This is a genomic window from Winslowiella toletana (assembly GCF_032164335.1).
Classification (GTDB): domain Bacteria; phylum Pseudomonadota; class Gammaproteobacteria; order Enterobacterales; family Enterobacteriaceae; genus Erwinia; species Erwinia toletana_A.
Genome location: NZ_CP134152.1, coordinates 4,773,649 through 4,797,818 on the forward strand (window position 1 = coordinate 4,773,649; position 24,170 = coordinate 4,797,818).

At 51.8% G+C, this 24,170-nt stretch carries 26 protein-coding genes; 13 read left to right on the top strand and 13 right to left on the bottom strand.

Annotated features, from left to right (window positions below; genetic code table 11):
- Positions 1-240 precede the first annotated feature (240 nt).
- Positions 241-987 (top strand): ferredoxin--NADP(+) reductase, encoded by a 747-nt coding sequence (gene fpr, locus RIN69_RS21685; RefSeq protein WP_313854502.1) that lies wholly within the window; start codon positions 241-243, stop codon positions 985-987.
- Here fpr and RIN69_RS21690 read toward each other — a convergent pair.
- A complete protein-coding gene (locus RIN69_RS21690; RefSeq protein ID WP_313854504.1) occupies positions 978-1,415 on the bottom strand; it encodes a DUF805 domain-containing protein in 438 nt (145 codons plus the stop codon). The two genes, fpr and RIN69_RS21690, sit on opposite strands and share 10 nt — an antisense overlap.
- 102 nt (positions 1,416-1,517) lie before the next feature.
- Here RIN69_RS21690 and RIN69_RS21695 point away from each other — a divergent pair, with 102 nt between their 5' ends.
- Together RIN69_RS21695 and tpiA are read left to right on the top strand one after the other, a co-directional pair.
- A complete protein-coding gene (locus RIN69_RS21695) occupies positions 1,518-2,108 on the top strand; it encodes a YiiQ family protein (protein ID WP_313854505.1) in 591 nt (196 codons plus the stop codon).
- Positions 2,109-2,229: 121 nt separating this feature from the next.
- Positions 2,230-2,994: a triose-phosphate isomerase gene (gene tpiA, locus RIN69_RS21700; RefSeq protein ID WP_313857835.1), complete on the top strand. Its 765-nt coding sequence runs from the start codon at positions 2,230-2,232 to the stop codon at positions 2,992-2,994.
- A gap of 68 nt (positions 2,995-3,062) precedes the next feature.
- On the opposite strand, the gene RIN69_RS21705 is transcribed toward tpiA, so the two are convergent.
- The 4 genes from RIN69_RS21705 to fieF form a co-directional block, all read right to left on the bottom strand.
- A complete protein-coding gene (locus RIN69_RS21705) occupies positions 3,063-3,815 on the bottom strand; it encodes a CDP-diacylglycerol diphosphatase (protein WP_313854506.1) in 753 nt (250 codons plus the stop codon).
- A gap of 114 nt (positions 3,816-3,929) precedes the next feature.
- Complete coding sequence (locus RIN69_RS21710; protein ID WP_313854507.1) at positions 3,930-4,919, bottom strand: sulfate ABC transporter substrate-binding protein; 990 nt, start codon at positions 4,917-4,919, stop codon at positions 3,930-3,932.
- Between the two features lie 148 nt (positions 4,920-5,067).
- Entirely contained in the window at positions 5,068-6,030 is a 963-nt protein-coding gene (pfkA, locus tag RIN69_RS21715) for a 6-phosphofructokinase (RefSeq protein ID WP_313854509.1), read from the bottom strand.
- A 215-nt stretch (positions 6,031-6,245) separates the two neighbouring features.
- A complete protein-coding gene (fieF, locus tag RIN69_RS21720; protein WP_313854511.1) occupies positions 6,246-7,148 on the bottom strand; it encodes a CDF family cation-efflux transporter FieF in 903 nt (300 codons plus the stop codon).
- Between the two features lie 353 nt (positions 7,149-7,501).
- Here fieF and RIN69_RS21725 point away from each other — a divergent pair, with 353 nt between their 5' ends.
- Entirely contained in the window at positions 7,502-8,383 is an 882-nt protein-coding gene (locus RIN69_RS21725) for a GNAT family protein (RefSeq protein WP_313854512.1), read from the top strand.
- Between the two features lie 205 nt (positions 8,384-8,588).
- Here RIN69_RS21725 and cpxP read toward each other — a convergent pair whose 3' ends face one another.
- Positions 8,589-9,104 (bottom strand): cell-envelope stress modulator CpxP, encoded by a 516-nt coding sequence (gene cpxP, locus RIN69_RS21730; protein ID WP_313854513.1) that lies wholly within the window; start codon positions 9,102-9,104, stop codon positions 8,589-8,591.
- A gap of 151 nt (positions 9,105-9,255) precedes the next feature.
- Here cpxP and cpxR point away from each other — a divergent pair, with 151 nt between their 5' ends.
- From cpxR to trmL, 3 genes are read left to right on the top strand one after another with little or no spacing between them, the layout of a single operon-like run.
- Positions 9,256-9,954, top strand: a complete 699-nt coding sequence (cpxR, locus tag RIN69_RS21735) for an envelope stress response regulator transcription factor CpxR (RefSeq protein WP_313854515.1) — start codon at positions 9,256-9,258, stop codon at positions 9,952-9,954.
- Positions 9,951-11,324: an envelope stress sensor histidine kinase CpxA gene (cpxA, locus tag RIN69_RS21740; protein WP_313854516.1), complete on the top strand. Its 1,374-nt coding sequence runs from the start codon at positions 9,951-9,953 to the stop codon at positions 11,322-11,324. Before cpxR ends, cpxA begins: the two co-directional genes overlap by 4 nt.
- 43 nt (positions 11,325-11,367) lie before the next feature.
- Complete coding sequence (gene trmL / locus RIN69_RS21745) at positions 11,368-11,838, top strand: tRNA (uridine(34)/cytosine(34)/5-carboxymethylaminomethyluridine(34)-2'-O)-methyltransferase TrmL (RefSeq protein WP_313854517.1); 471 nt, start codon at positions 11,368-11,370, stop codon at positions 11,836-11,838.
- Between the two features lie 34 nt (positions 11,839-11,872).
- On the opposite strand, the gene cysE is transcribed toward trmL, so the two are convergent.
- The 5 genes from cysE to RIN69_RS21770 all read right to left on the bottom strand — a co-directional run bounded on the left by cysE (position 11,873) and on the right by RIN69_RS21770 (position 15,000).
- Positions 11,873-12,694: a serine O-acetyltransferase gene (cysE, locus tag RIN69_RS21750; protein WP_313854518.1), complete on the bottom strand. Its 822-nt coding sequence runs from the start codon at positions 12,692-12,694 to the stop codon at positions 11,873-11,875.
- A gap of 71 nt (positions 12,695-12,765) precedes the next feature.
- Positions 12,766-13,785, bottom strand: a complete 1,020-nt coding sequence (gene gpsA / locus RIN69_RS21755) for an NAD(P)H-dependent glycerol-3-phosphate dehydrogenase (protein WP_313854520.1) — start codon at positions 13,783-13,785, stop codon at positions 12,766-12,768.
- Positions 13,785-14,249, bottom strand: a complete 465-nt coding sequence (gene secB / locus RIN69_RS21760; RefSeq protein WP_313854521.1) for a protein-export chaperone SecB — start codon at positions 14,247-14,249, stop codon at positions 13,785-13,787. Before secB ends, gpsA begins: the two co-directional genes overlap by 1 nt.
- 48 nt (positions 14,250-14,297) lie before the next feature.
- Positions 14,298-14,549 (bottom strand): glutaredoxin 3, encoded by a 252-nt coding sequence (grxC, locus tag RIN69_RS21765; RefSeq protein WP_313854523.1) that lies wholly within the window; start codon positions 14,547-14,549, stop codon positions 14,298-14,300.
- A 19-nt stretch (positions 14,550-14,568) separates the two neighbouring features.
- The gene (locus RIN69_RS21770) at positions 14,569-15,000 is read right to left on the bottom strand and encodes a rhodanese-like domain-containing protein (RefSeq protein ID WP_313854526.1); all 432 of its coding nucleotides are present in this window, start codon (positions 14,998-15,000) and stop codon (positions 14,569-14,571) included.
- Between the two features lie 515 nt (positions 15,001-15,515).
- On the opposite strand from RIN69_RS21770, the gene envC reads away from it, so the two are divergent.
- On the top strand, positions 15,516-16,823 hold the full coding sequence (gene envC, locus RIN69_RS21775; protein ID WP_313854527.1) for a murein hydrolase activator EnvC: 1,308 nt from the start codon (positions 15,516-15,518) through the stop codon (positions 16,821-16,823).
- A 3-nt stretch (positions 16,824-16,826) separates the two neighbouring features.
- Entirely contained in the window at positions 16,827-17,744 is a 918-nt protein-coding gene (locus RIN69_RS21780) for a divergent polysaccharide deacetylase family protein (RefSeq protein WP_390902470.1), read from the top strand.
- 49 nt (positions 17,745-17,793) lie between these two features.
- Here the strand turns inward: RIN69_RS21780 and tdh are convergent, their stop codons facing one another.
- On the bottom strand, positions 17,794-18,819 hold the full coding sequence (gene tdh, locus RIN69_RS21785; RefSeq protein ID WP_313854528.1) for an L-threonine 3-dehydrogenase: 1,026 nt from the start codon (positions 18,817-18,819) through the stop codon (positions 17,794-17,796).
- 11 nt (positions 18,820-18,830) lie between these two features.
- Positions 18,831-20,027 (bottom strand): glycine C-acetyltransferase, encoded by a 1,197-nt coding sequence (gene kbl, locus RIN69_RS21790; protein ID WP_313854529.1) that lies wholly within the window; start codon positions 20,025-20,027, stop codon positions 18,831-18,833.
- 235 nt (positions 20,028-20,262) lie between these two features.
- Between kbl and rfaD the strand changes: the two genes are divergently transcribed.
- Genes rfaD through RIN69_RS21810 form a run of 4 tightly spaced genes read left to right on the top strand, consistent with a single transcriptional unit; the run spans position 20,263 to position 24,161 of the window.
- The gene (gene rfaD, locus RIN69_RS21795) at positions 20,263-21,195 is read left to right on the top strand and encodes an ADP-glyceromanno-heptose 6-epimerase (protein WP_313854531.1); all 933 of its coding nucleotides are present in this window, start codon (positions 20,263-20,265) and stop codon (positions 21,193-21,195) included.
- Between the two features lie 17 nt (positions 21,196-21,212).
- On the top strand, positions 21,213-22,262 hold the full coding sequence (gene rfaF / locus RIN69_RS21800) for an ADP-heptose--LPS heptosyltransferase RfaF (RefSeq protein ID WP_313857837.1): 1,050 nt from the start codon (positions 21,213-21,215) through the stop codon (positions 22,260-22,262).
- A complete protein-coding gene (rfaC, locus tag RIN69_RS21805) occupies positions 22,262-23,227 on the top strand; it encodes a lipopolysaccharide heptosyltransferase RfaC (RefSeq protein ID WP_313854535.1) in 966 nt (321 codons plus the stop codon). Before rfaF ends, rfaC begins: the two co-directional genes overlap by 1 nt.
- 10 nt (positions 23,228-23,237) lie before the next feature.
- Positions 23,238-24,161 carry a glycosyltransferase family 2 protein gene (locus RIN69_RS21810; protein ID WP_313854537.1) on the top strand — a complete coding sequence of 308 codons (924 nt, stop codon included), beginning with the start codon at positions 23,238-23,240 and terminating at the stop codon, positions 24,159-24,161.
- The last annotated feature ends 9 nt before the right edge of the window (positions 24,162-24,170 follow it).

Below are 24,170 nucleotides of genomic sequence, written 5' to 3' on the forward strand. Positions count from 1 at the left end.
CGGAGAAAATATCAGGAATTGATGACAAATCGAGAGGACAAGCTGAAACAGCTGAGACCAGGATGTCACTGAAACTGCGCACTGCTGTACAGTTAGTTTTACGCAATGGTGGCTGAAAGGGCGAAAAGTTTGTCGATATGAGCTTTGCCGCTGCCAGGGGGGTAGAAAAATCATCACACACTGGCGAAGATGAGCCAAGGCAGGTTTCGCATGCCACAAATCAACCACTAAGGAGTTTACATGGCTGAGTGGATCACCGGAAAAGTGACCAAAGTGACCAACTGGACCGACAGTTTGTTCAGTATCACAGTCAATGCCCCTGTCGCGCCATTTACCGCCGGTCAGTTTGCAAAACTGTCACTGGAAGTTGATGGCGAGCGCGTGCAGCGTGCTTACTCCTACGTCAATGCGCCCAGCGACGATAATCTTGAGTTTTACCTGGTCACAGTACCGGAAGGTAAACTGAGCCCGCGGCTGCATGCCTTAACGCCAGGTGACGAGGTGATGATTACCAAAGACGCTGCGGGGTTCTTTGTGCTGGAAGAGGTGCCCGAGTGTGAAACACTGTGGATGCTGGCGACCGGCACTGCCATCGGTCCCTACCTGTCTATTTTACAGGAAAGCAAAAATCTCGATCGCTTTAGCAATATCGTGCTGGTGCATGCTGCGCGCTTCGCCGCCGATCTCAGCTACCTGCCGCTGATGCAACAATTACAGCAGCGCTATAACGGTAAACTGCATATTCAGACGGTCGTCAGCCGTGAAGAGGTTGCCGGTTCGTTGACCGGCCGCGTGCCTGCGCTTATTGAGAGCGGGCAACTGGAAGCAGCAGTGGGTTTGACGATGGATGCTGAAACCAGTCATATAATGCTGTGCGGTAATCCTCAGATGGTGCGTGACACCCAGCAGTTGCTGAAAGAGTCACGCCAGATGCGCAAACATCTGCGCCGCAAACCTGGCCATATGACCAGTGAACACTACTGGTAATCAGGTTTACCAAAATAGTTTACCGGCCGTGCTTCGCTGCCAAAACGATTCTCACCCGCGGTGCCGGTGAATACCCCGAGATCGAGTAGCATCATCACAAAGATTAGCGTGGGTACAAACCGGCCCAGTGCCCACTGCCATGTGCCGTTAAACATCGTCCAGTTACCGGCCAGCAGCATCCACGCCAGGATCATCAGCAATGCCCACCAGCCCTTTTTATTGCGGTCATGCAAACGCTTGACCATCACTGCACTGGCAGGCCACAGCAGGCAGACCACGCAGAAGGCCGCCATTTGCGTATCAACCCAGTTATTACCCGCCAGCGTGAACAACACCACCATTGCGACAAGCCACACACCCTGCCAAATCCAGAAATCGCGCCGGCTAAGACGGCCACGATATGAAAAGCACCATTGTTGTAAGGTCATTAAAAAGTCCCGAGAAGCATGAATTATTGGCCGCAGCTTTTGACTTTGGCGGGTAAAAACCGTTTTAATCGTTGCCTGAGTTTACTGGTTAGGGCCAACAAAATGAAGAAAGCCGCAGGTGCCGCGTTACTATATGGCTGTTTATTATTGCATCCGGCCTGGGCCGATCCCGAACCGCAGGATCGCACCGAACATATGCCAACTGCCCCTTACCTGCTGGCAGGCTCACCCACCTTCGATATGACTATCGCCCAGTTTCGTGAACAATATAATACGGCAAACCCCGATCTGCCGATCAGTGAATACCGCGCCATCGAAGATCGCGATGACAAAAGTAACCTGACGCGCGCCGCCAGCAAAATTAACGAAAATCTTTACAGCTCAACCGCGCTGGAACACGGCACCGGAAAGATTAAAACTATTCAGATCACCTGGTTGCCAATTCAGGGGCCGGAAGAAAAGAGCGCACACGATAAAGCATTGGCCTATATGGCAGCAATGCTGCGCTTTTTCGAGCCGGGAATATCCGCCGAGGATGCAGCTAAACGCCTGAATAATTTACTGAACAAAGGTAAGGGATCGCGTTACTTTACCCAGACGGAAGGCGCACTGCGCTTTGTCATCGCAGATAACGGTGAAAAAGGGCTGACGTTTGCCGTTGAGCCAATAAAACTGGCGCTGGCAACCCCTTAACAGCTCGGGCAAATATGACGAAAAGCAAAGCCTTTAGGGGTTTTGATCTCTATACTGTCTGCAGACCTCACTGCTGAAAAGCAGTGCTATTTAAAGTATCACGTTAAGCGTGGAGGATATGATGCGACATCCATTAGTGATGGGTAACTGGAAACTGAACGGCAACAAACACATGGTCAACGAGTTGATCGAGGCTCTGCGTAAAGAGCTCAGCACTGTTGATGGCTGCGGCGTTGCTATCGCCCCACCGGTGATGTATCTGGATCAGGCTAAACACGCCATTTCCGGCAGCCACATTGCTCTGGGCGCACAGAACGTTGACGTAAATCTGTCAGGCGCGTTCACCGGTGAAGTTTCAGCGGATATGCTGAAAGATATCGGCGCAAAATACATCATCATCGGCCATTCTGAGCGTCGTACTTATCACCATGAGAGCGATGAGTTTATCGCTAAGAAGTTTGCCGTGCTGAAGGCTGCTGGTCTGATTCCAGTGCTGTGCATCGGTGAAACTGAAGCAGAGAACGAAGCGGGTAAAACCGAAGAAGTCTGTGCACGCCAGCTTGATGCGGTACTGGAAACTCAGGGTGCAGCAGCATTCGAAGGCGTAGTTGTTGCTTATGAGCCAGTTTGGGCAATCGGCACCGGTAAATCTGCCACGCCTGCACAGGCACAAGCGGTTCACAAATTTATCCGTGACCATATCGCCAAAAAAGATGCTGCTATCGCTAACCAGGTGATCATTCAGTACGGCGGTTCTGTAAACGATAAAAATGCCGCTGAACTGTTTACCCAGCCGGATATTGACGGCGCGCTGGTTGGCGGTGCGTCGCTGAAAGCTGATGCCTTTGCGGTTATCGTGAAAGCAGCAGCCGAAGCCAAAAAGTAATATCTGATTGCACGGGCGGTTTTCTCGCCGCCCGCATGAATGCTTTGCACCGTGCAAAGCATTCATTCCTACAGAATCTTACAGCTATGATCCTGTATCTCCTCAGCCGATGCCCGGTTTAACTTAAGCCAGTTACGTTCGATCGCCATCAGTGCCAGACGACCGTCCGGTAACATCGCCAGCGCCAGCCCATATTTACCCATTTGCCCAGCCGCACCCGGTACTTCCCCGGCTAAACGGATAAACACACTCTGTTGCGCCAGCTGCTCACGGGTCAGCGTTCTGATCAAATAAACGTGGTTCAGTATTTTCTCTGACTGCCACTGCTCATCCAGCGCCGGAGCCAGCCGATCAAGCTGCTGGCGCACATCAGGACGCAGACAGGAAATATGGATATGCAGCTGATTTTGCGTCCGCCCATACTCAGAATTTATCGCCAGAGAAATCGCGCTGTCTGGCACCGGCGCACCGCGCTTTCTCGCCATTAAATCGCGCTGCTGCCAGGAGTAATAAAAGAAGTTTGCGGTCTGATGATTAAGCACCAGCGGACTTTCGATACCGGTGATTCTGGCTACCGGCATTAACAAGTATTGCAGCGGACCGTTGCGATCTTTAAAAGTCACATAGCCCTGGCTGATATCGACATGCTCGCAGGGGGCGGGAATACCCTTCTGTTGCAGGCCTGGCACACACTGCTGGCTGACAATCTGCCACAGCGCATCACTGTTTTTATGGAAACTGAAGGCGGCAATTGCCAGCCCCACCACCAGCGCGGCGATCAGCAGCATCACTACAGTAACCGCGCGGTCTCTTCCTTGCATCTGCATTAACCTGATTTGAGAGTCTGCGCAGATAGTCGCTGAACCAACGATAAAAGTCACGTAACCGACAGGCAAAAAAAGAGCGACAATCAATGTCGCTCTTTTTTAGATTGGTCAGCGCTTCATTATCTGGTCGTAGCTGCCGCCTTCGGCAAAGTGGGTTTTTTGCGCGTTGGTCCAGCCACCAAACTTATTATCAATAGTAAACAGCTTCACCGGCTGGAAGGTGCTGGCAAATTTCTTCGCCACTTCAGCATCACGCGGACGATAATAGTTTTGCGCAGCAATCTCCTGCCCCTGTGGCGAATAGAGATACTTCAGATATTCATCGGCAACTTTGCGTGAATCACGCTCGTCGACCACTCTGTCCACTACAGAAACGGTTGGCTCAGCCAGAATGGATTCGCTCGGCGTAACAATTTCAAACTTATCTTTCCCTAACTTGTTCACCGCCAGGTAAGCTTCATTCTCCCAGGCAATCAGCACATCGCCAATACCGCGCTCCACGAAGGTATTGGTGGCACCGCGTGCGCCGGAATCCTGTACCTCAACATTTTTAAACAGCGCTTTGACGAACTCCTGCGCTTTCGCCTGATCGCCATTATTCTGATCCAGCGCGTAGCCCCATGCCGCCAGATAGTTCCAGCGTGCGCCGCCAGAGGTTTTCGGATTTGGTGTAATCACCGCCACGCCCGGCTTAACCAAATCTGGCCAGTCGTGGATCTGTTTTGGATTGCCTTTACGCACCAGGAATACGATGGTTGAAGTGTAAGGGGCAGAGTTGTCCGGCAGGCGTTTAATCCAGTTTTTATCAATGCGGCCGCGTTCAGCAATCGCGTCGACATCGGAAGCCAGCGCCAGGGTGACCACATCGGCTTTAATACCGTTAATCACCGAAGTTGCTTGCTTGCCGGAACCACCGTGGGACTGACGAATCACCACATTATCACCGGTCTCTTGCTTGTAGTGTGCGCTGAACGCTTTGTTGTACTGCTCGTACAGTTCACGCGTTGGATCGTAGGACACATTCAACAGCTGAATATCTTTTGCCAGCACGCTGGTTGAGGCCAGTAACAGGGTAAATCCCACACTCCACTTATTCATCGCACACTCTCCCAAAGTTGTTATGCCAGAAGCGTGACACAAACCATTGCGCGACTTAAAGAATTAAAAAGTAGCTTTTATAACCCAAGAGAATAAGAGAGTGCATAAGAAAGGCGCTGAACCCAGCGCCTTGAAAGAAAGGTGTTAATCAGTAGAGCTTTTTCGCGGTATCCAGCCAGTCGCCTTTAAACGGACGCTTCATATTTTCAATTGCGTCAATGATGTCGTGGTGCACCATTTTTTCATTCTGAATACCGACGCAGCGACCACCATAACCCTGCAGCAGCAGTTCGATAGAGTAAGCACCCATACGTGAAGCCAGAATACGGTCATAAGCTACCGGCGCACCGCCGCGCTGGATATGCCCCAGCACCGTTGCGCGGGTTTCACGCTTGGTTTCCGTCTCAATATACTTCGCTAACTCATCGATATCGCAGATATGCTCGGTAATCGCCACAATGGCATGCTTCTTACCTTTGGCGATCCCCGCTTTTATCTCTTCCACCAACTCTTCACGGGTGTAAGGGATTTCTGGCAACACGATAAATTCGCAACCACCGGCAATCGCCGCCGCCAGCGTCAAATCACCGCAGTAGCGCCCCATCACTTCAACGATAGAGATACGCTGGTGAGAAGAGGAAGTGTCACGCAGGCGGTCAATCGCTTCCACCACGGTTTCCAGCGCGGTGAAATAGCCGATGGTATAGTCGGTTCCTGCAACGTCATTGTCGATGGTGCCTGGCAGACCGATACAAGGGAAGCCCATTTCAGTCAGACGCTTAGCACCCATATATGAGCCGTCGCCACCGATAACCACCAGCGCGTCAATACCACGCTTCTTCATGTTTTCAATCGCTACCGCACGCACATCTTCGTTGCGGAAGTCAGGAAAACGCGCCGAACCAAGGAAGGTGCCGCCACGGTTAATCATGTCGGAGACGCTGTAGCGATCCAGGTTAATCATCCGGTCTTCATACAAACCCAGATAGCCATCATAAATACCAAAAACTTCAAGTCCTTCACTCAGTGCGGCGCGGACAACCCCACGAATAGCTGCGTTCATCCCTGGGGCGTCGCCGCCACTTGTCAGTACACCGATTTTTTTGATCATGACAACCTCTGAACTTGTTGATACAAAATGATGAATTCAGTGCGCCGAATGGGCCACGACGCCTAAAACAGAAATTGAGCCGAAGACTAATAATGACACATAGTATATCAAACACTTCAGGCTGAATTGATTCAGGTCAGACAAGTTTCCGCAAAATTTTTTGCTAACGGATAATCTTTGAACCTTCTGACTGCTATCTGGTTAATTTTATTACATTATAATTCAAAAAAACCCTGACGATCAGCAGGAACCACGGAACAGGGATCCTGATGGATAATAATATCCGCACCGGGGAATCTTAACAGCAATGCCTGCTCAATTTGCTCAGCAACCCGATGCGCCTGTACCAGCGGTAAGTGATCGTCCATCTCAAGGTGCAGCTGAATAAAGCGCGTCGGGCCTGACTGACGAGTACGCAAATCATGTGCACCGCGCACGCCGGGCCAGGCAGTGACAATATCAATAATATCGTCGCGCTCACTGTCCGGTAAGGCGCGATCCAGCAATGACTGAACCGCTTCATAGCCCATTCGTAGCGCGCAATAGAGTATCCAGACGCCGATACCCAGTGCGAACAGGGCATCCGCGCGTGAAAAACCATACCAGCTTAGTGCCAGCGCCAGCAATATCGCGCCGTTCATCACCACATCCGATTGATAGTGCAGCATATCGGCCCGAATTGCCTGGCTGCGCGTTTTGCGCACCACCCAGCGTTGAAAGGCGACCAGAAACAGCGTGGAAATAAGTGCGATAACCGTAACGATAATTCCAACCAGCGGTGCGTGCATCGTGCCAGGGCTGGCAAGGTGCTGCAGGCCGGTCAGAAACAGGAACAGCGCCGATCCAGAAATAAACATACTCTGCGCCAGTGCCGCCAGCGACTCGGCTTTGCCATGTCCAAAAGTATGTTCCGCATCGGCCGGTTGCAGGGAGTAGCGCACCACTAACAGGTTGGTCAGCGAGGCGGCGATATCGACCAGAGAATCTACCAGCGCGGCCAGCACGCTGACCGATCCGGTATGCCACCAGGCGAAAATTTTAATAATCAGCAACAGCGAGGCCAATACCGTTGCCGCGATAGCCGCCGCATTAACCAGGCGCGCGTATTGAGGATCCATACTGTGCTCCTCCAAAGTTGGAGTGTAAGTATACTTAAATTAAAGCAAAAAAAAGTATGCCTGCATCAATGAGCATACGGAAAAAATCCTGGCCGCTATTAATTTTTTCATTTTAAAACAATAGGTTAATTATTGTTCACTTCTGCATATTTTCCCAGTCGATATAAAAGCTGCCAGCCGTGGGTTTTGCCTTGTCTTCCCTGGTATCCTCTAACTCGCTAATATCCAAGTCTCAAAATAACCCAATACTATCAGTCATCTAAATAGCAAACTTATATTTAGTTAATTAATAATTAACAAGGCAATAACACCACTAACCTTATTTGGGAGGGGCCGTGTATATAAGGAAATTTATGGGCTGGGAGGATTGCTCAATCAGTGATTACACGCAGTGTTGCAATCAATTTGGCTATAACTCTGAGTCATCAGCCAGGTTTTTAACGTTCTTTTTAAATAATGGGGCTGCTTTAAAGTTTCTTGCTTACAGGCGTAAAGGCGAGTTGTCAGGCGCTGTGTGCCTGGATAATGGATGGATTGCCAACGACTATAAGAACCCAAAGATGCAAACCGGCGGCATGCCGCTACCCGCCTTCTGCGTGATCCCACCTTTCAAAGAAAACGTGCAGTGCGTCGCCCCTTTCAAGTCTAAAAGCCTCAGCGCGCATACTCGAAACTTCAGAAACGCTTCCTTTAACCTTTTCTCCCGGCGGCAGGTAGCCTATTCACGTTGCCTGAGAGAAGGATTCTCTAAAAAGGTCCGTTACAACAGAAACCGCGAAGTGAGAAACTTTCTTGAGTCTGGCGGCGAGTTTGTCGATGTGGGTGATATCAGTTCAGCATTTTTGCATGATTCTTATCATCAACTGTTTGCGAAAAGAAGACAAAAACAGGTGAAGCTCTGCGAGACGACAAAATCTTTTTTCTCAACTTACCATAATGATTTTTTTGGAAAAATAGCGTTATGGCGCGGTGATCCCGTCGGCGTGCAGCTGCTGATTACCTCCACATCTAAGTTGGGTTTTTTTGTGGATTTTATCAATATCGGCTATGACACGGACATCAGGAACCACTCACTGGGCACCATTATGATGTGGAATAACCTTGTTAGCGCGCATGAGCATGCAGAGCGCGCAGCACTGCCGCTGCATTTTTCGTATGGAATGATGTCTGGTGAGTACAAATCAATGTGGTGTACACCACAAAATACCGGCCGCATTGTCACATTGCTTGGCTAATCAGGGCGGGGGGCGGCACAGGGATAGTGCCAGATGATAAGTCTGCCCACATTACGTGCACACTGAAGGAAATTTAAAAGCGCATTAAAATGCTGACAGGTTTCAGGGCTGGTTTTTTTTCGTGAAAATCATAAAAAAAAACCCCCTCATCATGAGGGGGAAGACAGGGATGGTGTCTATGGCAAGGAAAAACAGGGATACTATGTTACTGGTTACTGCCGGTACTTCTCACTGCCTGCAGCGGTGAAGCTTGCTGCATGTTCGTTAGCCTGCGCAATTCACTCATGCGCTGCTGGTGACGCTTTTGCAAAACGTCCTGCTGCTCTGGCGTTAGCAGGTGATACATCTGGTTACGTACGCGGGCCATTTCGACCTGCCTGGCAACCTGTGCCTGTGCTAACTTTTCTGCCTGAGCCTTGACGGCCGTTTCGTTAAATTTTTCTGCAATGACTAAGTCATGCATAGTTTCTAAATCACTAAGACTAATGGGAGAACGTTCATGGCGCGCTTGCTGCATCAGGTCTCGCATTTGCTGACGTTGTTGCTCTGTCAGATTGATGCCATCAAACATGTGAGTTTGCGAATTTTGCGCCATACTGCGATTCGTCAATCCATCATCCTGTTGATGCATCTCGTCAATCGTCGTTACGTCTGCTGCCCATGCGCTGGAGAGACTGACCACCATCGCTAAAGCCATGACGACGGCGCTTAAGTTGCGCATCGTTCACTCCCGGTTACGTTTCCGTATTTCGATTCAACGAGGTCCAGTTTACGGAGATGGCTGCAAACTAGCGTCAGGGGGTGTAAAACTACGTAAAGCGATGGATTGACGCCATTGGATCAAGGTATTTTGCCTTCGGAGGGAAATAAAAATGAATAAAATCCTGTTGGTTGATGATGACCGCGAATTAACTTCGCTACTTAAAGAATTGTTAGAAATGGAAGGATTTGATGTGGTGGTTGCCAGTGATGGCGAACAGGCACTCAGTATCCTCGACAGCTCAATTGATCTGTTATTGCTCGATGTGATGATGCCGAAGAAAAACGGTATCGACACGTTAAAAGAGTTACGTCAGCAGCATCAGACGCCAGTCATTATGCTTACAGCACGCGGAAGCGAGCTGGATCGCGTTCTGGGGCTGGAACTGGGTGCAGATGACTACTTACCTAAGCCATTTAACGATCGCGAGCTGGTCGCGCGTATACGTGCGATTCTGCGTCGTTCTAACTGGAGCGAACAACAGCAGCAGCATGACAACAGTTCTCCGACGCTGGAAGTCGATTTCCTGCGCCTGAATCCTGGTCGTCAGGAAGCCAGCTTTGATGGCATCACGCTCGATCTGACCGGCACTGAGTTTACGCTGCTCTACTTACTGGCACAGCATCTTGGCCAGGTCGTCTCGCGTGAACATCTCAGTCAGGAAGTGCTGGGCAAACGACTGACACCGTTTGACCGTGCTATTGATATGCATATCTCTAACCTTCGCCGCAAACTCCCTGAACGCCGTGACGGGCACCCGTGGTTCAAAACCTTACGTGGACGCGGATATTTAATGGTCTCCGCAACATGATAAGCAGTTTGACCACCCGCATCTTCGCCATTTTCTGGTTAACTCTGGCGCTGGTGTTGATGCTGGTACTGATGGTTCCCAAACTTGATTCCCGCCAGATGACTTCGCTGCTCGAAAGTGAGCAGCGACAGGGAATCATGATCGAACAGCATGTTGAAGCCGAGCTGGGACACGATCCGCCTAATGATCTGATGTGGTGGCGGCGGTTGTTCCGCGCCATTGAAAAATGGGCGCCGCCGGGTCAGCGATTGTTATTAGTCACCAGTGAAGGTCGGGTGATTGGCGCTCAGCATAATGAAATGCAGATCATTCGTAACTTTATCGGCCAGTCTGATAACGCCGATCATCCACAGAAAAAGAAATATGGCCGTATTGAGCTGGCTGGCCCTTTCTCGGTGAGTGATGGCGAAGACAACTATCAGCTGTATTTGATTCGTCCGGCCGGCAGTTCCCAGCTGGATTTTATCAATTTGCTGTTTGACCGCCCTTTACTGCTGCTGATTGTTACCATGTTAATCAGCTCGCCACTGTTACTGTGGTTAGCCTGGAGCCTGGCAAAACCAGCGCGTAAGCTGAAATATGCGGCGGATGAAGTCGCCAGCGGCAATCTGCGCCAGCATCCGGAATTGGAAGCCGGGCCGCAAGAGTTCCTTGCTGCGGGTTCGAGCTTTAATCAGATGGTCAGCGCGCTGGAACGCATGATGACCGGTCAGCAACGGTTACTCTCTGACATCTCTCATGAGCTGCGTACTCCGCTGACTCGCCTGCAACTGGCCACTGCGCTGATGCGCCGTCGTCAGGGTGAAGGCAAGGAGCTGCAACGTATTGAGACTGAAGCGCAAAGGCTGGACGGCATGATCAACGATCTGCTGGTGCTGTCACGCACCCAGCATAAGAACGCGCTGATCAGCGAAGCAATGAAAGCCAATCAGCTGTGGTCTGGCGTGCTGGATGATGCCAGGTTTGAAGCAGAGCAGATGGGCAAGACGCTGGAAATTCCTTATCCACCGGGACCCTGGCCGCTTTACGGTAATCCGAATGCACTGGACAGCGCGCTGGAAAATATCGTGCGCAATGCGCTGCGTTATTCTCACTCAAAGATCTCTGTAAGTTTTTCAGTGGATAATCAGGGGATTACCGTGCATGTCGATGATGACGGCCCGGGCGTCAGTGAAGCAGACCGTGAACAAATATTCCGTCCATTCTACCGTACAGATGAAGCACGCGACCGCGAATCCGGTGGCACCGGGCTGGGTCTGGCGATCGTTGAAACCGCGATTCAGCAGCATCGAGGCTGGGTCAAGGCCGATGACAGTCCGTTGGGGGGGTTACGCCTGACCATGTGGCTACCGCTGTACTCCAGCCGTTAATATTTTGCTATCCTGCAGCCCTCGCTATTGAGGGCTGCTACTGATGTTAAATATCGTATTATTTGAACCTGAAATCCCACCAAATACCGGAAATATTATCCGCCTGTGCGCCAATACCGGCTTCCAGTTGCATCTGATTGAACCACTGGGTTTTACCTGGGACGATAAACGCCTGCGTCGTGCTGGTCTCGATTATCACGAGTTCACAGATATCAAACGTCATGCTGACTATGCGGCATTCCTGAGCGCTGAAGCGCCACAGCGGCTATTTGCCCTGACCACTAAAGGAACGCCTGCGCACAGCGCAGTAAGTTATCAGGCGGGCGATTATCTGCTGTTTGGCCCTGAGACACGCGGCTTGCCAGCCTCGATCCTCGACGTACTTCCGGCGCAGCAAAAAATCCGCATTCCAATGCAGCCTGACAGTCGCAGTATGAATTTATCGAATGCAGTTTCAGTGGTGGTATATGAGGCGTGGCGACAGCTCGATTACGCCGGAGCCGTCATCAAATAACCCACCGTTGGGCGGCGGGTTGCAGAAATATCAGTCAAATTCCGTCGCCAAATTCGAAACCTGGCACCATGCCATTAAAATGCTGATCCATCTCCATCGATGGCTTTTCGCTACCGGGTTTACCGACGATACGCGCTGGCACGCCAGCGGCCGTAGTGTGCGGCGGCACCGGTTGCAATACCACGGAACCGGCGCCAATTTTCGCACCACGGCCCACTTCGATATTGCCGAGGATCTTGGCGCCAGCGCCAATTAACACCCCTTCGCGAATCTTCGGGTGACGATCGCCACTGGTTTTGCCGGTACCGCCCAGCGTCACCGATTGCAGAATCGAAACATCATTCTCAATCACCGCGGTTTCACCAATTACAATACCGGTTGCATGATCGAGCATGATGCCGTGACCAATGCGCGCAGCAGGATGAATATCAACGGCAAAGGAAACGGAGATTTCGTTTTGCAGATAAACCGCCAGCGCACGGCGGCCTTCATTCCACAGCCAGTGACCAATGCGATAAGCCTGCAACGCATGGAAACCCTTCAGATAAAGCAGTGGAGTGGAATACTTGTCTACCGCCGGATCACGCTGGCGCACCGCCTGAATATCACAGGCCGCCGAGGCAATCATCGACGGATCATTGCGATAAGCTTCTTCAACAATTTCACGAATCGCGATAGCGGGCATTATCGGGTTAGCGAGTTTATTCGCCAGCATGTAGCTCAGCGCACTGCCGAGATTTTCATGCTTCAGTAATGTCGCATGGTAAAAGCTGGCCAGCATCGGTTCGCAATCCGCAAGCGCGCGCGCTTCCGCTTTGATATTATTCCAGACCAGTTCTAACTCTTCAGACGACATTACTCTCTCCCCATAAAAAAGCAGCGCACAGTTAAGCGGTACGCTTCAGGTGAATTGCTGTGCATCCGGCATCAGTTGCTGCTGTTTTCGTCCTTCCTTGCGCGCCCCAGCAAAGTTAATGCTGCCTCGCGAGCACTTTTTTCGCAATATAATACCTGATAAATTTGCTCAGTTATCGGCATCTCAACACCGTATCGCGCAGCCAAAGCTTTGACTTCTTTGGTATTTCTGTAACCTTCTACCACCTGGCCAATGGTCGTCTGCGCGCTTTCAACATCCACACCCTGCCCCAGCATCATGCCAAAACGGCGGTTACGTGACTGATTATCGGTACAGGTCAGTACCAGATCGCCCAGCCCTGCCATTCCCATAAAGGTGGTGGGATCGGCACCCAAAGCAGTACCCAGACGAGTCATTTCCGTCAGGCCGCGGGTAATCAGCGCGGTGCGGGCGTTAGCGCCGAAACCAATGCCATCGGAAATACCGGCACCAATCGCGATAACATTTTTAACCGCGCCGCCTAGCTGCACGCCAATAAAGTCAGAGTTGTTATAGACACGGAAGCTTTTGCCACAGTGTAATAACTGCTGCAAATCGTCAGCAAATTGCGTATCGGTTGCCGCCAGTGCAATCGCCGTCGGTAAACCGGCAGCCAGCTCTTTCGCAAAGGTGGGGCCAGAGATTACCGCTAACGGAATGTCATCACCGAGAATTTCACGGGCTACATCCTGCAACAGTCGGCCAGTCTCTTTTTCCAGCCCTTTCGTTGCCCAGACAATACGCGAGTCAGCGCGTAACAGTGGCTTTATCTGACGCAATACGTCACCAAAGACATGGCTCGGCACCACCACCAGCAAATCACGACTGGCGTCGATGGCTCGCTGGAGATCGCTTTCAAGCAGTAAGGTGTCGGGAAAGGGAACGTCGGGAAGGAAAGCAACATTGCAGCGATCGGCCTGAAGTTGCGCCTGATGCTGCGGGTTATGGCCCCACATCAACACGTTATGGCCATTGCGGGCCAGCGTGATTGCCAAAGCGGTGCCGTAAGAACCGGCACCGATAACGGTCATAGACGCGTTCAGCTTATTCATCAGGCATCCTGACGGACTTCTGCACCTTCACCTTGCTGCTGCAGATAGTTCATAAACAGCGCATCAAAGTTAACTGGCGCAAGGTTCAACTGCGGGAAAGTACCGCGTGAAACCAGGCTGGTAATGCACTCACGAGCATACGGGAACAGAATGTTCGGGCAGTATGCACCCAGGCAATGTGCCATCTGGTTGCCTTCGATACCGGAAATGCTAAAGATACCTGCCTGCTGAACTTCACACAGGAACGCAGTATCTTCTTCAACGGTAGCCGTTACCGTCACACGCAGCACCACTTCGAAAACATCATCTGCCAGCGAGCTGGATGCGGTGTCCAGATCCAGCTTAACTTCCGGCTCCCACTCTTTCTGGAAAACCTGTGGTGCATTCGGCGCTTCAAAAGAAATATCTTTAGTGTAGATACGTTGGATCTGGAAAGACATTTCGCTGGAGTTTTGTTCTGACATTTTACTCAATCCTATTCGTTAATAATCCGTTATCGCCCTGGAGGAGCATCATTTCAAAAGCGGGTCTAGCCCCTGGCGTCCATCCAACGCATATAAGTCATCGCAGCCGCCAATGTGCTGCGCATCAATAAATATCTGAGGTACGGTGGTGCGACCGCTACGTTGAATCATCTCTTCTCGTTTAACGGCATCGCCATCAATCGGGATTTCCTGAAACGCTACGCCTTTTTCACTCAGCAGTGCTTTTGCACGATGGCAAAACGGACACGTCGCTTTGGTGTAGATCTCTACGTTGGCCATTTACTGTACCTCGAAAGTTTTATTTTCCACGAACCAGAGGCAGATTATCACCACTCCAGCCCGACACACCCTCTTTGAGCACCGATACCTGAGCAAAGCCAGCAGCATTCAGCTGAGCGGCAGATTCTGCTGCAGACGTTCCGGTTGCATCAACCACAATAATAGGCTGAGCTTTATGCTTCTCAAGCTCAGCGAAACTGCCCTTTTTGATATCTGCCGCCGCAATGTTAATCGCGCCAGAAATATGACCTTTACGATAGTCATCACGCGAACGCACGTCGACTACCACGGCATCTTCTTTATTAATCTGGCGCGTCGCTTCGCCACGGCTAATGGTTTTTACCTTAGAGAACATGCCCTTAACGGTGGTAAAGATCACCAGAACCAGCAAAGCAACCCACGCCAGACTCAGGATTGGGTGATTGCTTGCGAATTGCATAATTTCTTGCATGAGGGGTAACAACTCCCGACAGGGTTAATAAGCTAAAACAAGGTTTCTGAGTATACCTGCGCCACTTCTCATGTACAGTCGCGAAGCCGCCAGAGTTACGTTTTATGAGGCAGATTTAAAAAAAAAGTGCCTTCACGCGGAAAACTGTTATTCGCTGCCCTGCTGCTTTGTTCTTAAGCGGTCATTTACCAGGCAATGGCTGCGTGAGGCCGCCAGATATTTTACGTTGTTGCTTCAAGCTTGTCGCGCTGAATGCACGGACAGATTAACTCTGGCATATGTAACTAAAGGTTTCGGGGCTTTCGTCGTTCATGGCCTGAGTCAGCCTGATTTTATCGTATTAACCTGGCAGAATAGCGACACTATTAGCCGCGTTTCTTAACTCTCTGTTGCAATAATAATCACACTGCCAGCATTAGTGGCATCGGCATCAGCGGTAATTTGTCACTGAATGAAATGGAAATCTCCGCAGAGATGACTGGTAAGCCGCTGTTCATCGTGGAATAATCCCTGCTGTGAGGGAAAAAGCGACAGTTTCATATCAACGGACCCGGTTTAACGGATTAGCCACACGCATCCCGTTACGCTCAAGATTGTCCACTCTGTCTGCCAGCGTTCTGTGCGCTGGCGTTTTGCTGTTGCCTTTTTCTGGCTACGCCGCCGACGATAATAAATCGCAGCTAAAATCCATCCAGCAGGATATCGCTGAGAAGGAAAAGAGCGTCAAACTGCAAAAAGAGCAGCGCAGTAAACTGCTCGACCAATTGCAAAGTCAGGAAAAAGTTATCGCTCAGGCCAGCCGCAAACTGCGCGACACGCAAACCTCACTGACCTCCCTGAATAAAGAGATCGCCGCGCTGACCGCGTCGATTAATAAACTGCAAACTCAGCAAGTCCAGCAAGAAAAACTGCTGTCAGAACAGCTTGATGCCGCTTTTCGCCAGGGGCAACACAGTGGTGTGGAACTGGTGCTGAGTGGCGAAGAGAGCCAGCGCAGCGAACGTATTCTTGCCTATTTCGGCTATCTCAACGCCGAGCGGCAAAAAAATATCGATAAGTTACAACAGACGCGTACTGAACTCTCCACGCAGAAAGCATCACTGGTAAGTAAGCAGGCGCAGCAGAAATCACTGCTGGGCGAGCAGCAGAATCAGCAAACCAGGCTGGAGCAAGCGCGTGCCGCGCGGCAGAAAACCATCACCACGCTGGAGTCGTCGCTGGAGAAAGATCAGGCTCAGCTGGTAGAAATGCGACAGAACCAGACGCGCCTGCAGGACAAAATTGCCAAAGCCGAGCGCGAAGCGCGTGCGCGTGCTGAACGTGAGGCAAAAGAAGCTGAGCGCGTACGCGCTCGCCAGCAGCAGGCGAAGAGCAAAGGTACCACCTACAAACCCACCGAAAGCGAACGTTCCCTGATGTCACGCACCGGTGGCCTGGGCCGCGCAGGCGGTCAGGCGGTGTGGCCAGTGCGCGGCAAAATTGAGCATCGCTTTGGCGAAACGCTGCAGGGCGAGCTACGCTGGAAAGGCCTGGTGATTGATGCGCCCGAAGGTACTGAAGTTAAAGCCATTGCAGATGGCCGGGTCTTAATGGCCGACTGGCTGCAAGGCTACGGTTTGGTTGTGGTAGTGGAGCACGGTAAAGGCGATATGAGCCTGTATGGCTACAACCAAAGTGCACTGGTGAGCGTGGGAACCCAGGTTAGGGCAGGACAGCCAATCGCACTGGTCGGTACCAGCGGTGGCCGGGGCACGCCTTCACTCTATTTTGAAATCAGACGACAAGGACAGGCCGTCAATCCACTGCCGTGGTTAGGAAAATAAGTCTTGTTTCAGCGCTTAAAACTCACCGCACTGCTCGGCGGCATGTTGCTTGCCAGCTCAGCCCATGCAGGCAAACTGGCCATCGTTATCGACGATTTCGGTTATCGCCCCGCGCAGGAAAATCAAGTTTTGCAGATGCCACAGGCAATCTCCGTCGCGGTACTGCCAAACGCGCCGCACGCCCGTGAAATGGCAACCAAAGCCCATCAGCGTGGTCATGAAGTGTTAATCCATCTGCCAATGGCACCGCTCAGCAAACAGCCGCTGGAAAAAGATACCTTACGTCCCGATATGAGCAGCGCAGAGATCGAGCGTATTATCAGCGAAGCGGTGAAGGATGTACCTTATGCGGTCGGTCTCAATAACCATATGGGCAGCGCGATGACTTCCAGCCTGTTTGGTATGCAAAAAGTGATGCAGGTGCTTGATCACTACAACCTTTACTTCCTCGATAGCATGACTATCGGCAACAGCCAGTCAACGCGCGCCGCGACAGGCACCAGTGTGAAAGTGATTAAACGCCGCGTGTTCCTTGATGATAATCAGAATGAAGCAGAGATCCGCAAGCAGTTTACCCGCGCGGTACGGCTTGCTCAGCGCGATGGTTCAGCCATTGCCATTGGTCACCCGCACCCTTCTACCGTCAGGGTATTGCAACAGATGCTGCCAACTCTGCCTGGTGACATTACGCTGGTTCGGCCAAGTCAGTTACTAAACGAGCCACAGCGGATTAATAATAAACCGCTGCCGCCAGAGAGTAAGCCCGTTCCACCGGTTAAACCGCGTAATCCATTCCGGGGTATTGAAACCTGCGTGAATAAACTGCCACAACAACCGGTACCAGCCACACGCGCACTGGGTGTGATTGGCGACAGTATCGCCGAAGGACATATTGCGAAGACGCTGGGAAGCCTGTTCTGACGTCGACTTTTCTACAAGGGAGCCGAAAGCGGCTCCCCTGCATTATTTCTTAATCCCAGCTTAAAATCACTTTGCCGGATCTGCCGGAACGCATCTCGTCAAAGCCCTGCTGGAAATCATCGATACTGTAGCGATGAGTAATTATCGGCGTTAAATCAAGGCCGGACTGAATCAGCGCAGCCATTTTGTACCAGGTTTCAAACATCTCACGACCGTAAATCCCTTTGATAAACAGCCCTTTGAAGATGACCTGATTCCAGTCAATCGACATCTCAGAAGGGGGAATACCCAGTAAAGCAATACGGCCGCCGTGATTCATCACGCTCAGCATGGTGCGAAAAGCCGGTGGTGCGCCGGACATTTCCAGCCCGACGTCAAAGCCTTCCGTCATGCCCAGTTCGCTCATCACGTCATTCAGATTTTCCGTGTTGACGTTAACCGCGCGCGTGACGCCCATTTTACGCGCCAGCCCAAGGCGATAGTCGTTTACATCAGTGATCACCACATTACGCGCGCCGACGTGTTTACACACCGCCGCCGCCATAATGCCAATCGGCCCGGCTCCTGATATCAGCACATCTTCGCCAACCAGATCGAATGACAGCGCAGTGTGCACCGCATTACCGAACGGATCAAAAATCGCCGCCAGCTCATCGGAAATATTATCGGGGATTTTGAAGGCGTTAAACGCCGGGATCACCAGATACTCAGCAAAACAGCCCTGACGGTTCACGCCGACGCCGATGGTATTGCGGCAGAGGTGCGTACGCCCCGCGCGGCAGTTACGGCAGTGTCCACAGGTAATATGTCCTTCGCCAGAGACGCGGTCACCAATCTGATAGCCATTCACTTCCTGGCCAACTGCCACCACTTCGCCGACATACTCATGCCCGACAATCATTGGCACTGGGATGGTTTTCTGCGACCACTCATCCCAGTTGTAGATATGCACATCAGTGCCACAAATGGCGGTTTTACGAATTTTAATCAGCAAATCGTTATGGCCCGGCTGCGGAATGGGCGCCTCGGTCATCCAGATACCTTCTTCCGCTTTCAGTTTCGCCAGTGCTTTCATCTCTTCACTCCTCAGCTGATAACCTTAAGTTGCTTACCAATACGCGTAAAAGCGTCAACTGCCCGCACAATCTGCTGGTGAGTGTGCCCTGCCGACAGCTGAGTACGGATACGCGCCTGGCCTTTCGGCACCACCGGATAAAAGAAGCCGGTGACATAGATCCCCTCTTTCTGTAGTAGACGCGCAAATTCCTGCGCTACCGTCGCCTCGCCCAGCATCACTGGAATAATGGCGTGGTCGGCACCGGCAAGGGTAAAGCCAGCTTTGGTCATCTCTTCACGGAAGAAGCGGGCGTTATCCCACAGACGCTGACGCAAGCCGTCGCCTTCGGCCAGCAAATCCAGCACGCGAATTGAGGCAGCCACAATCGCCGGAGCCAGCGAGTTAGAGAACAAATAAGGTCGTGAACGCTGGCGCAGCCACTCAACCACCTCTTTTTTCGCGGCGGTATAGCCGCCGGAAGCGCCACCCAGCGCTTTACCCAGCGTGCCGGTAATAATATCCACGCGGCCCATCACGTCGCAGTACTCATGGGTGCCGCGCCCATTGGCACCGACAAAACCTACCGCATGAGAGTCATCAACCATAACCAGTGCGCCATATTCATCAGCCAGGTCGCACACGGCTTTCAGGTTAGCGATCACCCCGTCCATCGAAAATACGCCGTCGGTCGCGATCATGATGTGTCGCGCACCGGCTGCTTGTGCCTCGTCCAGCCGCGCTTTCAGCTCGCTCATATTGTTATTAGCGTAGCGATAACGTTTCGCTTTACATAAACGCACGCCGTCAATAATTGAAGCGTGGTTGAGCGCATCTGAGATAATCGCGTCTTCCGCACCGAGCAACGTTTCAAACAGGCCGCCATTGGCATCGAAGCAGGAGGAGTAGAGGATCGCATCTTCCATGCCGAGGAACTCGGCCAGCCGTTTTTCCAGCTGTTTATGCGTATCCTGCGTGCCGCAGATAAAGCGCACTGAGGCCATACCGAAACCATGGCTTTCCATACCCTCTTTCGCCGCCAGAATCAGCGCCGGATGATTAGCCAGCCCCAGGTAGTTGTTAGCGCAGAAGTTGATGACGTGATTCCCTTCACCCACTTCGATATCGGCCTGTTGTGCCGAGGTAATAATGCGCTCTTCTTTGAACAGACCTTCCTGACGCGCCTGCGACAGTTGATCATTGATTTGACGATAAAAATCTGCGGCCATGTTTATCCTCCATTCCGGGCTAATGTCCGGGATATCTTACTGAAGAGAAAATCATTAAACGATAATCTGCGTTACCGATTATCATTTTTGCAGCATATATCACGCCCTGAAAGATTACTTACATTACGTTACGGACTCATCTGGCTGCCTGCCCGGCAATGAAATGTTATGATGTCAGTTATAAGCGTATGAAACCTCCTGTTTCATACCACTGTTCAAGGTTAAGGTTAAGCTCATGATTATCGTGACTGGCGGCGCTGGTTTTATCGGCAGCAATATTGTTAAAGCACTCAATAACGACGGTTTTAACGACATCCTGGTAGTGGATAACCTGAAAGACGGCACCAAGTTCGTCAATCTGGTCGATCTGGACATCACTGACTATATGGATAAAGAAGATTTTATCGCCAGCGTGGTTGCCGGTGATGATTTCGGCCCTATCGAAGCGGTATTCCATGAAGGTGCCTGCTCTTCCACTACGGAGTGGGATGGCAAGTACATGATGGACAACAATTATCAGTATTCGAAAGAGCTGCTGCACTTCTGCCTTGAACGCGAAATTCCTTTCCTCTACGCCTCTTCCGCAGCCACTTACGGCGGTCGTAATACTGATTTTATTGAAGAGCGTCAGTATGAGCTGCCGCTGAACGTCTACGGCTACTCAAAAGTACTGTTTGATCAGTATGTTCGCCAGATTTTGCCAGAAGCAGAGTCGCAGATTTGTGGTTTCCGCTACTTCAATGTTTATGGTCCGCGTGAAGGCCACAAAGGCAGCATGGCCAGCGTCGCTTTCCACCTGAATACCCAGTTGAACAACGGCGAGAATCCAAAATTGTTTGAAGGCAGCGATAGCTTCAAGCGCGATTTTATTTACGTTGAAGATGTGGCGGCGGTGAATCTGTGGTTCTGGAAAAATGGCGTTTCCGGCATTTACAACTGCGGCACCGGTCGTGCCGAGTCGTTCCAGGAAGTGGCGGATGCCGCGCTGAATTATCACCAGAAAGGTGAGATTGAGTATGTGCCGTTCCCGGAAAAACTGAAAGGACGCTACCAGGCATTTACCCTGGCCGACCTGACCAAGCTGCGTGCAGCGGGCTATGACAAGCCGTTTAAAACCGTTGCTGAAGGCGTGGCTGACTATATGGCCTGGCTGAACCGCGACGCTTAAGGAAGGCAAATTCGTTGATGAAAATTCTGGTGATCGGGCCGTCATGGGTCGGTGACATGATGATGTCGCAAAGTCTGTATCGCACGCTGAAGGCAAACCATCCTGAAGCGGTGATAGACGTTATGGCACCCGCGTGGTGCCGGCCGCTGCTGTCCCGCATGCCGGAAGTCAACGAAGCGCTGGCGATGCCGCTGGGTCACGGCGCGCTGGCGATCGGTGAACGTCGTCGGCTGGGGAAATCCCTCCGCGCCAGAGGCTATGACCGCGCGTATGTACTGCCGGGTTCATTCAAATCGGCGTTAGTACCGTTCTTTGCCGGAATCCGGCAACGTACCGGCTGGCGCGGTGAAATGCGCTACGGCTTACTGAACGATCTGCGCGTGCTGGATAAACCAGCTTTCCCGTTAATGGTCGAGCGTTATGCCGCGCTGGCTTATGACAAAGATCGGATTCGCTCAGCGCGCGATCTGCCTCAGCCGCTGCTGTGGCCGCAGCTGCAGGTCAGCGAAGAGGAAAAAGTCGCCACTGCTGCCGCTTTTTCACTAACCAGCGCGCGTCCGATTATCGGTTTTTGTCCGGGAGCCGAATTTGGCCCGGCAAAACGCTGGCCACACTATCACTACGCGGCGCTGGCGCAGCAGCTGATCGATCAGGGCTATCAAATCCTGCTGTTTGGATCGGCGAAAGACCATGAAACCGGCGAGCAAATTCTGCAATCTCTGGATGAATCAGCGCGGCCATTCTGTCGCAATCTGGCGGGTGAAACCCAGCTGGAGCAGGCGGTCATTCTGCTGGCACATTGCCGGGCGGTGGTCAGCAATGATTCCGGGCTGATGCATATTGCTGCTGCGTTGAATCGCCCGCTGGTGGCACTTTATGGCCCCAGCAGCCCGGACTTTACTCCGCCACTTTCCCAGCAGGCGCGGGTTATCCGCCTGATTACCGGCTATCACAAAGTCCGTAAAGGTGACGCGGAACAGGGCTATCACCAAAGCCTGATCGATATTCAGCCGGCTCGCGTGCTGAATGAGCTGGAAACCCTGCTCGTACAGAGCCAGGAGAATTAATGCAGGTTTTGATTGTTAAGACGTCTTCTATGGGCGATGTACTGCATACGCTGCCGGCACTGACTGACGCCATGAATGCCATTCCCGATATTCGTTTTGACTGGGTGGTTGAAGAGGGTTTCGCGCAGATTCCTTCGTGGCATCCGGCGGTCGATCGCGTATTACCGGTGGCAATCCGCCGCTGGCGGAAGCACTGGTTTGGCAGCCAGCAGCGTGAAGAACGCGTGCTGTTTAAACGTGAGCTGCAATTGCGCACTTACGATCGGGTGATCGACGCTCAGGGTTTGATTAAGAGCGCCGCGCTGGTTACCCGCCTCGCCAAAGGTGAGAAACACGGCTACGACAGCCGCAGCGCACGCGAGCCGTTTTCCAGCTGGTGGTTTGATAAACGCCACGAAATCAGTAAGCAGCAACATGCAGTAGAGCGCACGCGTGAGCTGTTTGCCAAAAGTCTCGGCTATGAAAAACCGCAGACAAACGGGGATTACGCCATTGCGGCGCACTTCCTCGCACAGCCACCGGTTGATGCTCATCCTTACCTGGTATTTCTGCATGCGACGACCCGTGACAGCAAACACTGGCCGGAAGAGCACTGGCGCGAGCTGATTGCCCTGATGGCCGACTCGGGATTACGCATTAAATTACCCTGGGGCGCAGAGCATGAGCATCAGCGTGCGCAGCGGCTGGCAGAGGGTTTTGATTTCGTTGATGTATTATCGAAGCTGACGCTGGAACAGGTAGCAAAAACGCTGGCGGGCGCTAAAGCGGTGGTTTCAGTGGATACTGGCTTGAGCCATTTAACGGCAGCGCTCGATCGCCCTAATATCACGCTTTATGGTCCAACCGATCCCGGCCTGATTGGCGGTTATGGTAAAAATCAGTTTGTGCTGAAGCCTGAAAGCGGTCATCTAATGGCTGATATTTCCGCTGCCAGCGTGGCGGCGGCTTTGAACAATCTCTTATAACGAGCACACTATGCCAATGCCTCCACTGTTAAGCATTATTATCACGGCACATAATGGCGAGGCATGGTTATCAGCCACTCTGGCTAGCGTGATTACGTCGCTCGGTGGCGCCCTGCCACTGTGCGAATTTATCATTACCAATGATAACTCCACTGACAACACCCAGCAGATTATCGATCGGTTCGCCGCTACTTATCCGGCCAGCAAAACTTTTATTACGCAATTTGCCAATATTGGTAAGGTGCGTAATTTTGCCGTCGCCGAGTGTCAGGGTGAATATATTCTGATGATCGATGGTGATGACTTGCTGTTAGCCAATAAGCTGAACGAGAAACTGCAAATTCTGCAACAGCAGCGCCCCGATCTGTTGATTTGTAAGCTGATTGAGACAGAAGAAAACGCCACGCATCCCGAAATCGTCACCGCATCCGCGCCAGAAATCCTGTCGCCGGATAATGCTATTGAGCGCTTCCTGATTCACCGTGATTTTCAGGCACATGTTATCGGCCAGTTCTTCCGGCGAGAGATTTTAATTGCTGCACCCTTTCCTGAATTTGTTTGCTACGAAGACAGCTGGGTGTTTCCGCAGGTGCTGACGTTAAGCAACAAAATCCTCTATTCACGCAGCGGTTTCTATCTGTATATCAAGCGCAGCGGAAGCCTTTCCGGCAAAATTAATCTGGCGAAAGTGCAATGCCTGTATCAGACGCTGGAACATATGGATCAGGTACTTCCTGCCCGTTTCAGCCATCTTATTGCCTGCCACTGGATCGATCTCTTTAACCGCTACGCGGGGGAAATGGCCGGGACAGTAGAACTGGAGAAGACAAAGAAGCGCATCAGGGAGATAGGGAAGTTAGCGTTTTTAGCCAACAGGCGCGTTCGCTTTAGTTATAAACGTAAACTGCTGAGAGTCGCCAGGCAGGCGCAATAATCACGCCTG

Coding starts and splice junctions, on each gene's coding strand:
- fpr (WP_313854502.1), top strand. CDS start 241: ATGGCTGAGTGGATCACCGGAAAAGTGACCAAAGTGACCAACTGGACC.
- RIN69_RS21690 (WP_313854504.1), bottom strand. CDS start 1,415: ATGACCTTACAACAATGGTGCTTTTCATATCGTGGCCGTCTTAGCCGG.
- RIN69_RS21695 (WP_313854505.1), top strand. CDS start 1,518: ATGAAGAAAGCCGCAGGTGCCGCGTTACTATATGGCTGTTTATTATTG.
- tpiA (WP_313857835.1), top strand. CDS start 2,230: ATGCGACATCCATTAGTGATGGGTAACTGGAAACTGAACGGCAACAAA.
- RIN69_RS21705 (WP_313854506.1), bottom strand. CDS start 3,815: ATGCAAGGAAGAGACCGCGCGGTTACTGTAGTGATGCTGCTGATCGCC.
- RIN69_RS21710 (WP_313854507.1), bottom strand. CDS start 4,919: ATGAATAAGTGGAGTGTGGGATTTACCCTGTTACTGGCCTCAACCAGC.
- pfkA (WP_313854509.1), bottom strand. CDS start 6,030: ATGATCAAAAAAATCGGTGTACTGACAAGTGGCGGCGACGCCCCAGGG.
- fieF (WP_313854511.1), bottom strand. CDS start 7,148: ATGGATCCTCAATACGCGCGCCTGGTTAATGCGGCGGCTATCGCGGCA.
- RIN69_RS21725 (WP_313854512.1), top strand. CDS start 7,502: ATGGGCTGGGAGGATTGCTCAATCAGTGATTACACGCAGTGTTGCAAT.
- cpxP (WP_313854513.1), bottom strand. CDS start 9,104: ATGCGCAACTTAAGCGCCGTCGTCATGGCTTTAGCGATGGTGGTCAGT.
- cpxR (WP_313854515.1), top strand. CDS start 9,256: ATGAATAAAATCCTGTTGGTTGATGATGACCGCGAATTAACTTCGCTA.
- cpxA (WP_313854516.1), top strand. CDS start 9,951: ATGATAAGCAGTTTGACCACCCGCATCTTCGCCATTTTCTGGTTAACT.
- trmL (WP_313854517.1), top strand. CDS start 11,368: ATGTTAAATATCGTATTATTTGAACCTGAAATCCCACCAAATACCGGA.
- cysE (WP_313854518.1), bottom strand. CDS start 12,694: ATGTCGTCTGAAGAGTTAGAACTGGTCTGGAATAATATCAAAGCGGAA.
- gpsA (WP_313854520.1), bottom strand. CDS start 13,785: ATGAATAAGCTGAACGCGTCTATGACCGTTATCGGTGCCGGTTCTTAC.
- secB (WP_313854521.1), bottom strand. CDS start 14,249: ATGTCAGAACAAAACTCCAGCGAAATGTCTTTCCAGATCCAACGTATC.
- grxC (WP_313854523.1), bottom strand. CDS start 14,549: ATGGCCAACGTAGAGATCTACACCAAAGCGACGTGTCCGTTTTGCCAT.
- RIN69_RS21770 (WP_313854526.1), bottom strand. CDS start 15,000: ATGCAAGAAATTATGCAATTCGCAAGCAATCACCCAATCCTGAGTCTG.
- tdh (WP_313854528.1), bottom strand. CDS start 18,819: ATGAAAGCACTGGCGAAACTGAAAGCGGAAGAAGGTATCTGGATGACC.
- kbl (WP_313854529.1), bottom strand. CDS start 20,027: ATGGCCGCAGATTTTTATCGTCAAATCAATGATCAACTGTCGCAGGCG.
- rfaD (WP_313854531.1), top strand. CDS start 20,263: ATGATTATCGTGACTGGCGGCGCTGGTTTTATCGGCAGCAATATTGTT.
- rfaF (WP_313857837.1), top strand. CDS start 21,213: ATGAAAATTCTGGTGATCGGGCCGTCATGGGTCGGTGACATGATGATG.
- rfaC (WP_313854535.1), top strand. CDS start 22,262: ATGCAGGTTTTGATTGTTAAGACGTCTTCTATGGGCGATGTACTGCAT.
- RIN69_RS21810 (WP_313854537.1), top strand. CDS start 23,238: ATGCCAATGCCTCCACTGTTAAGCATTATTATCACGGCACATAATGGC.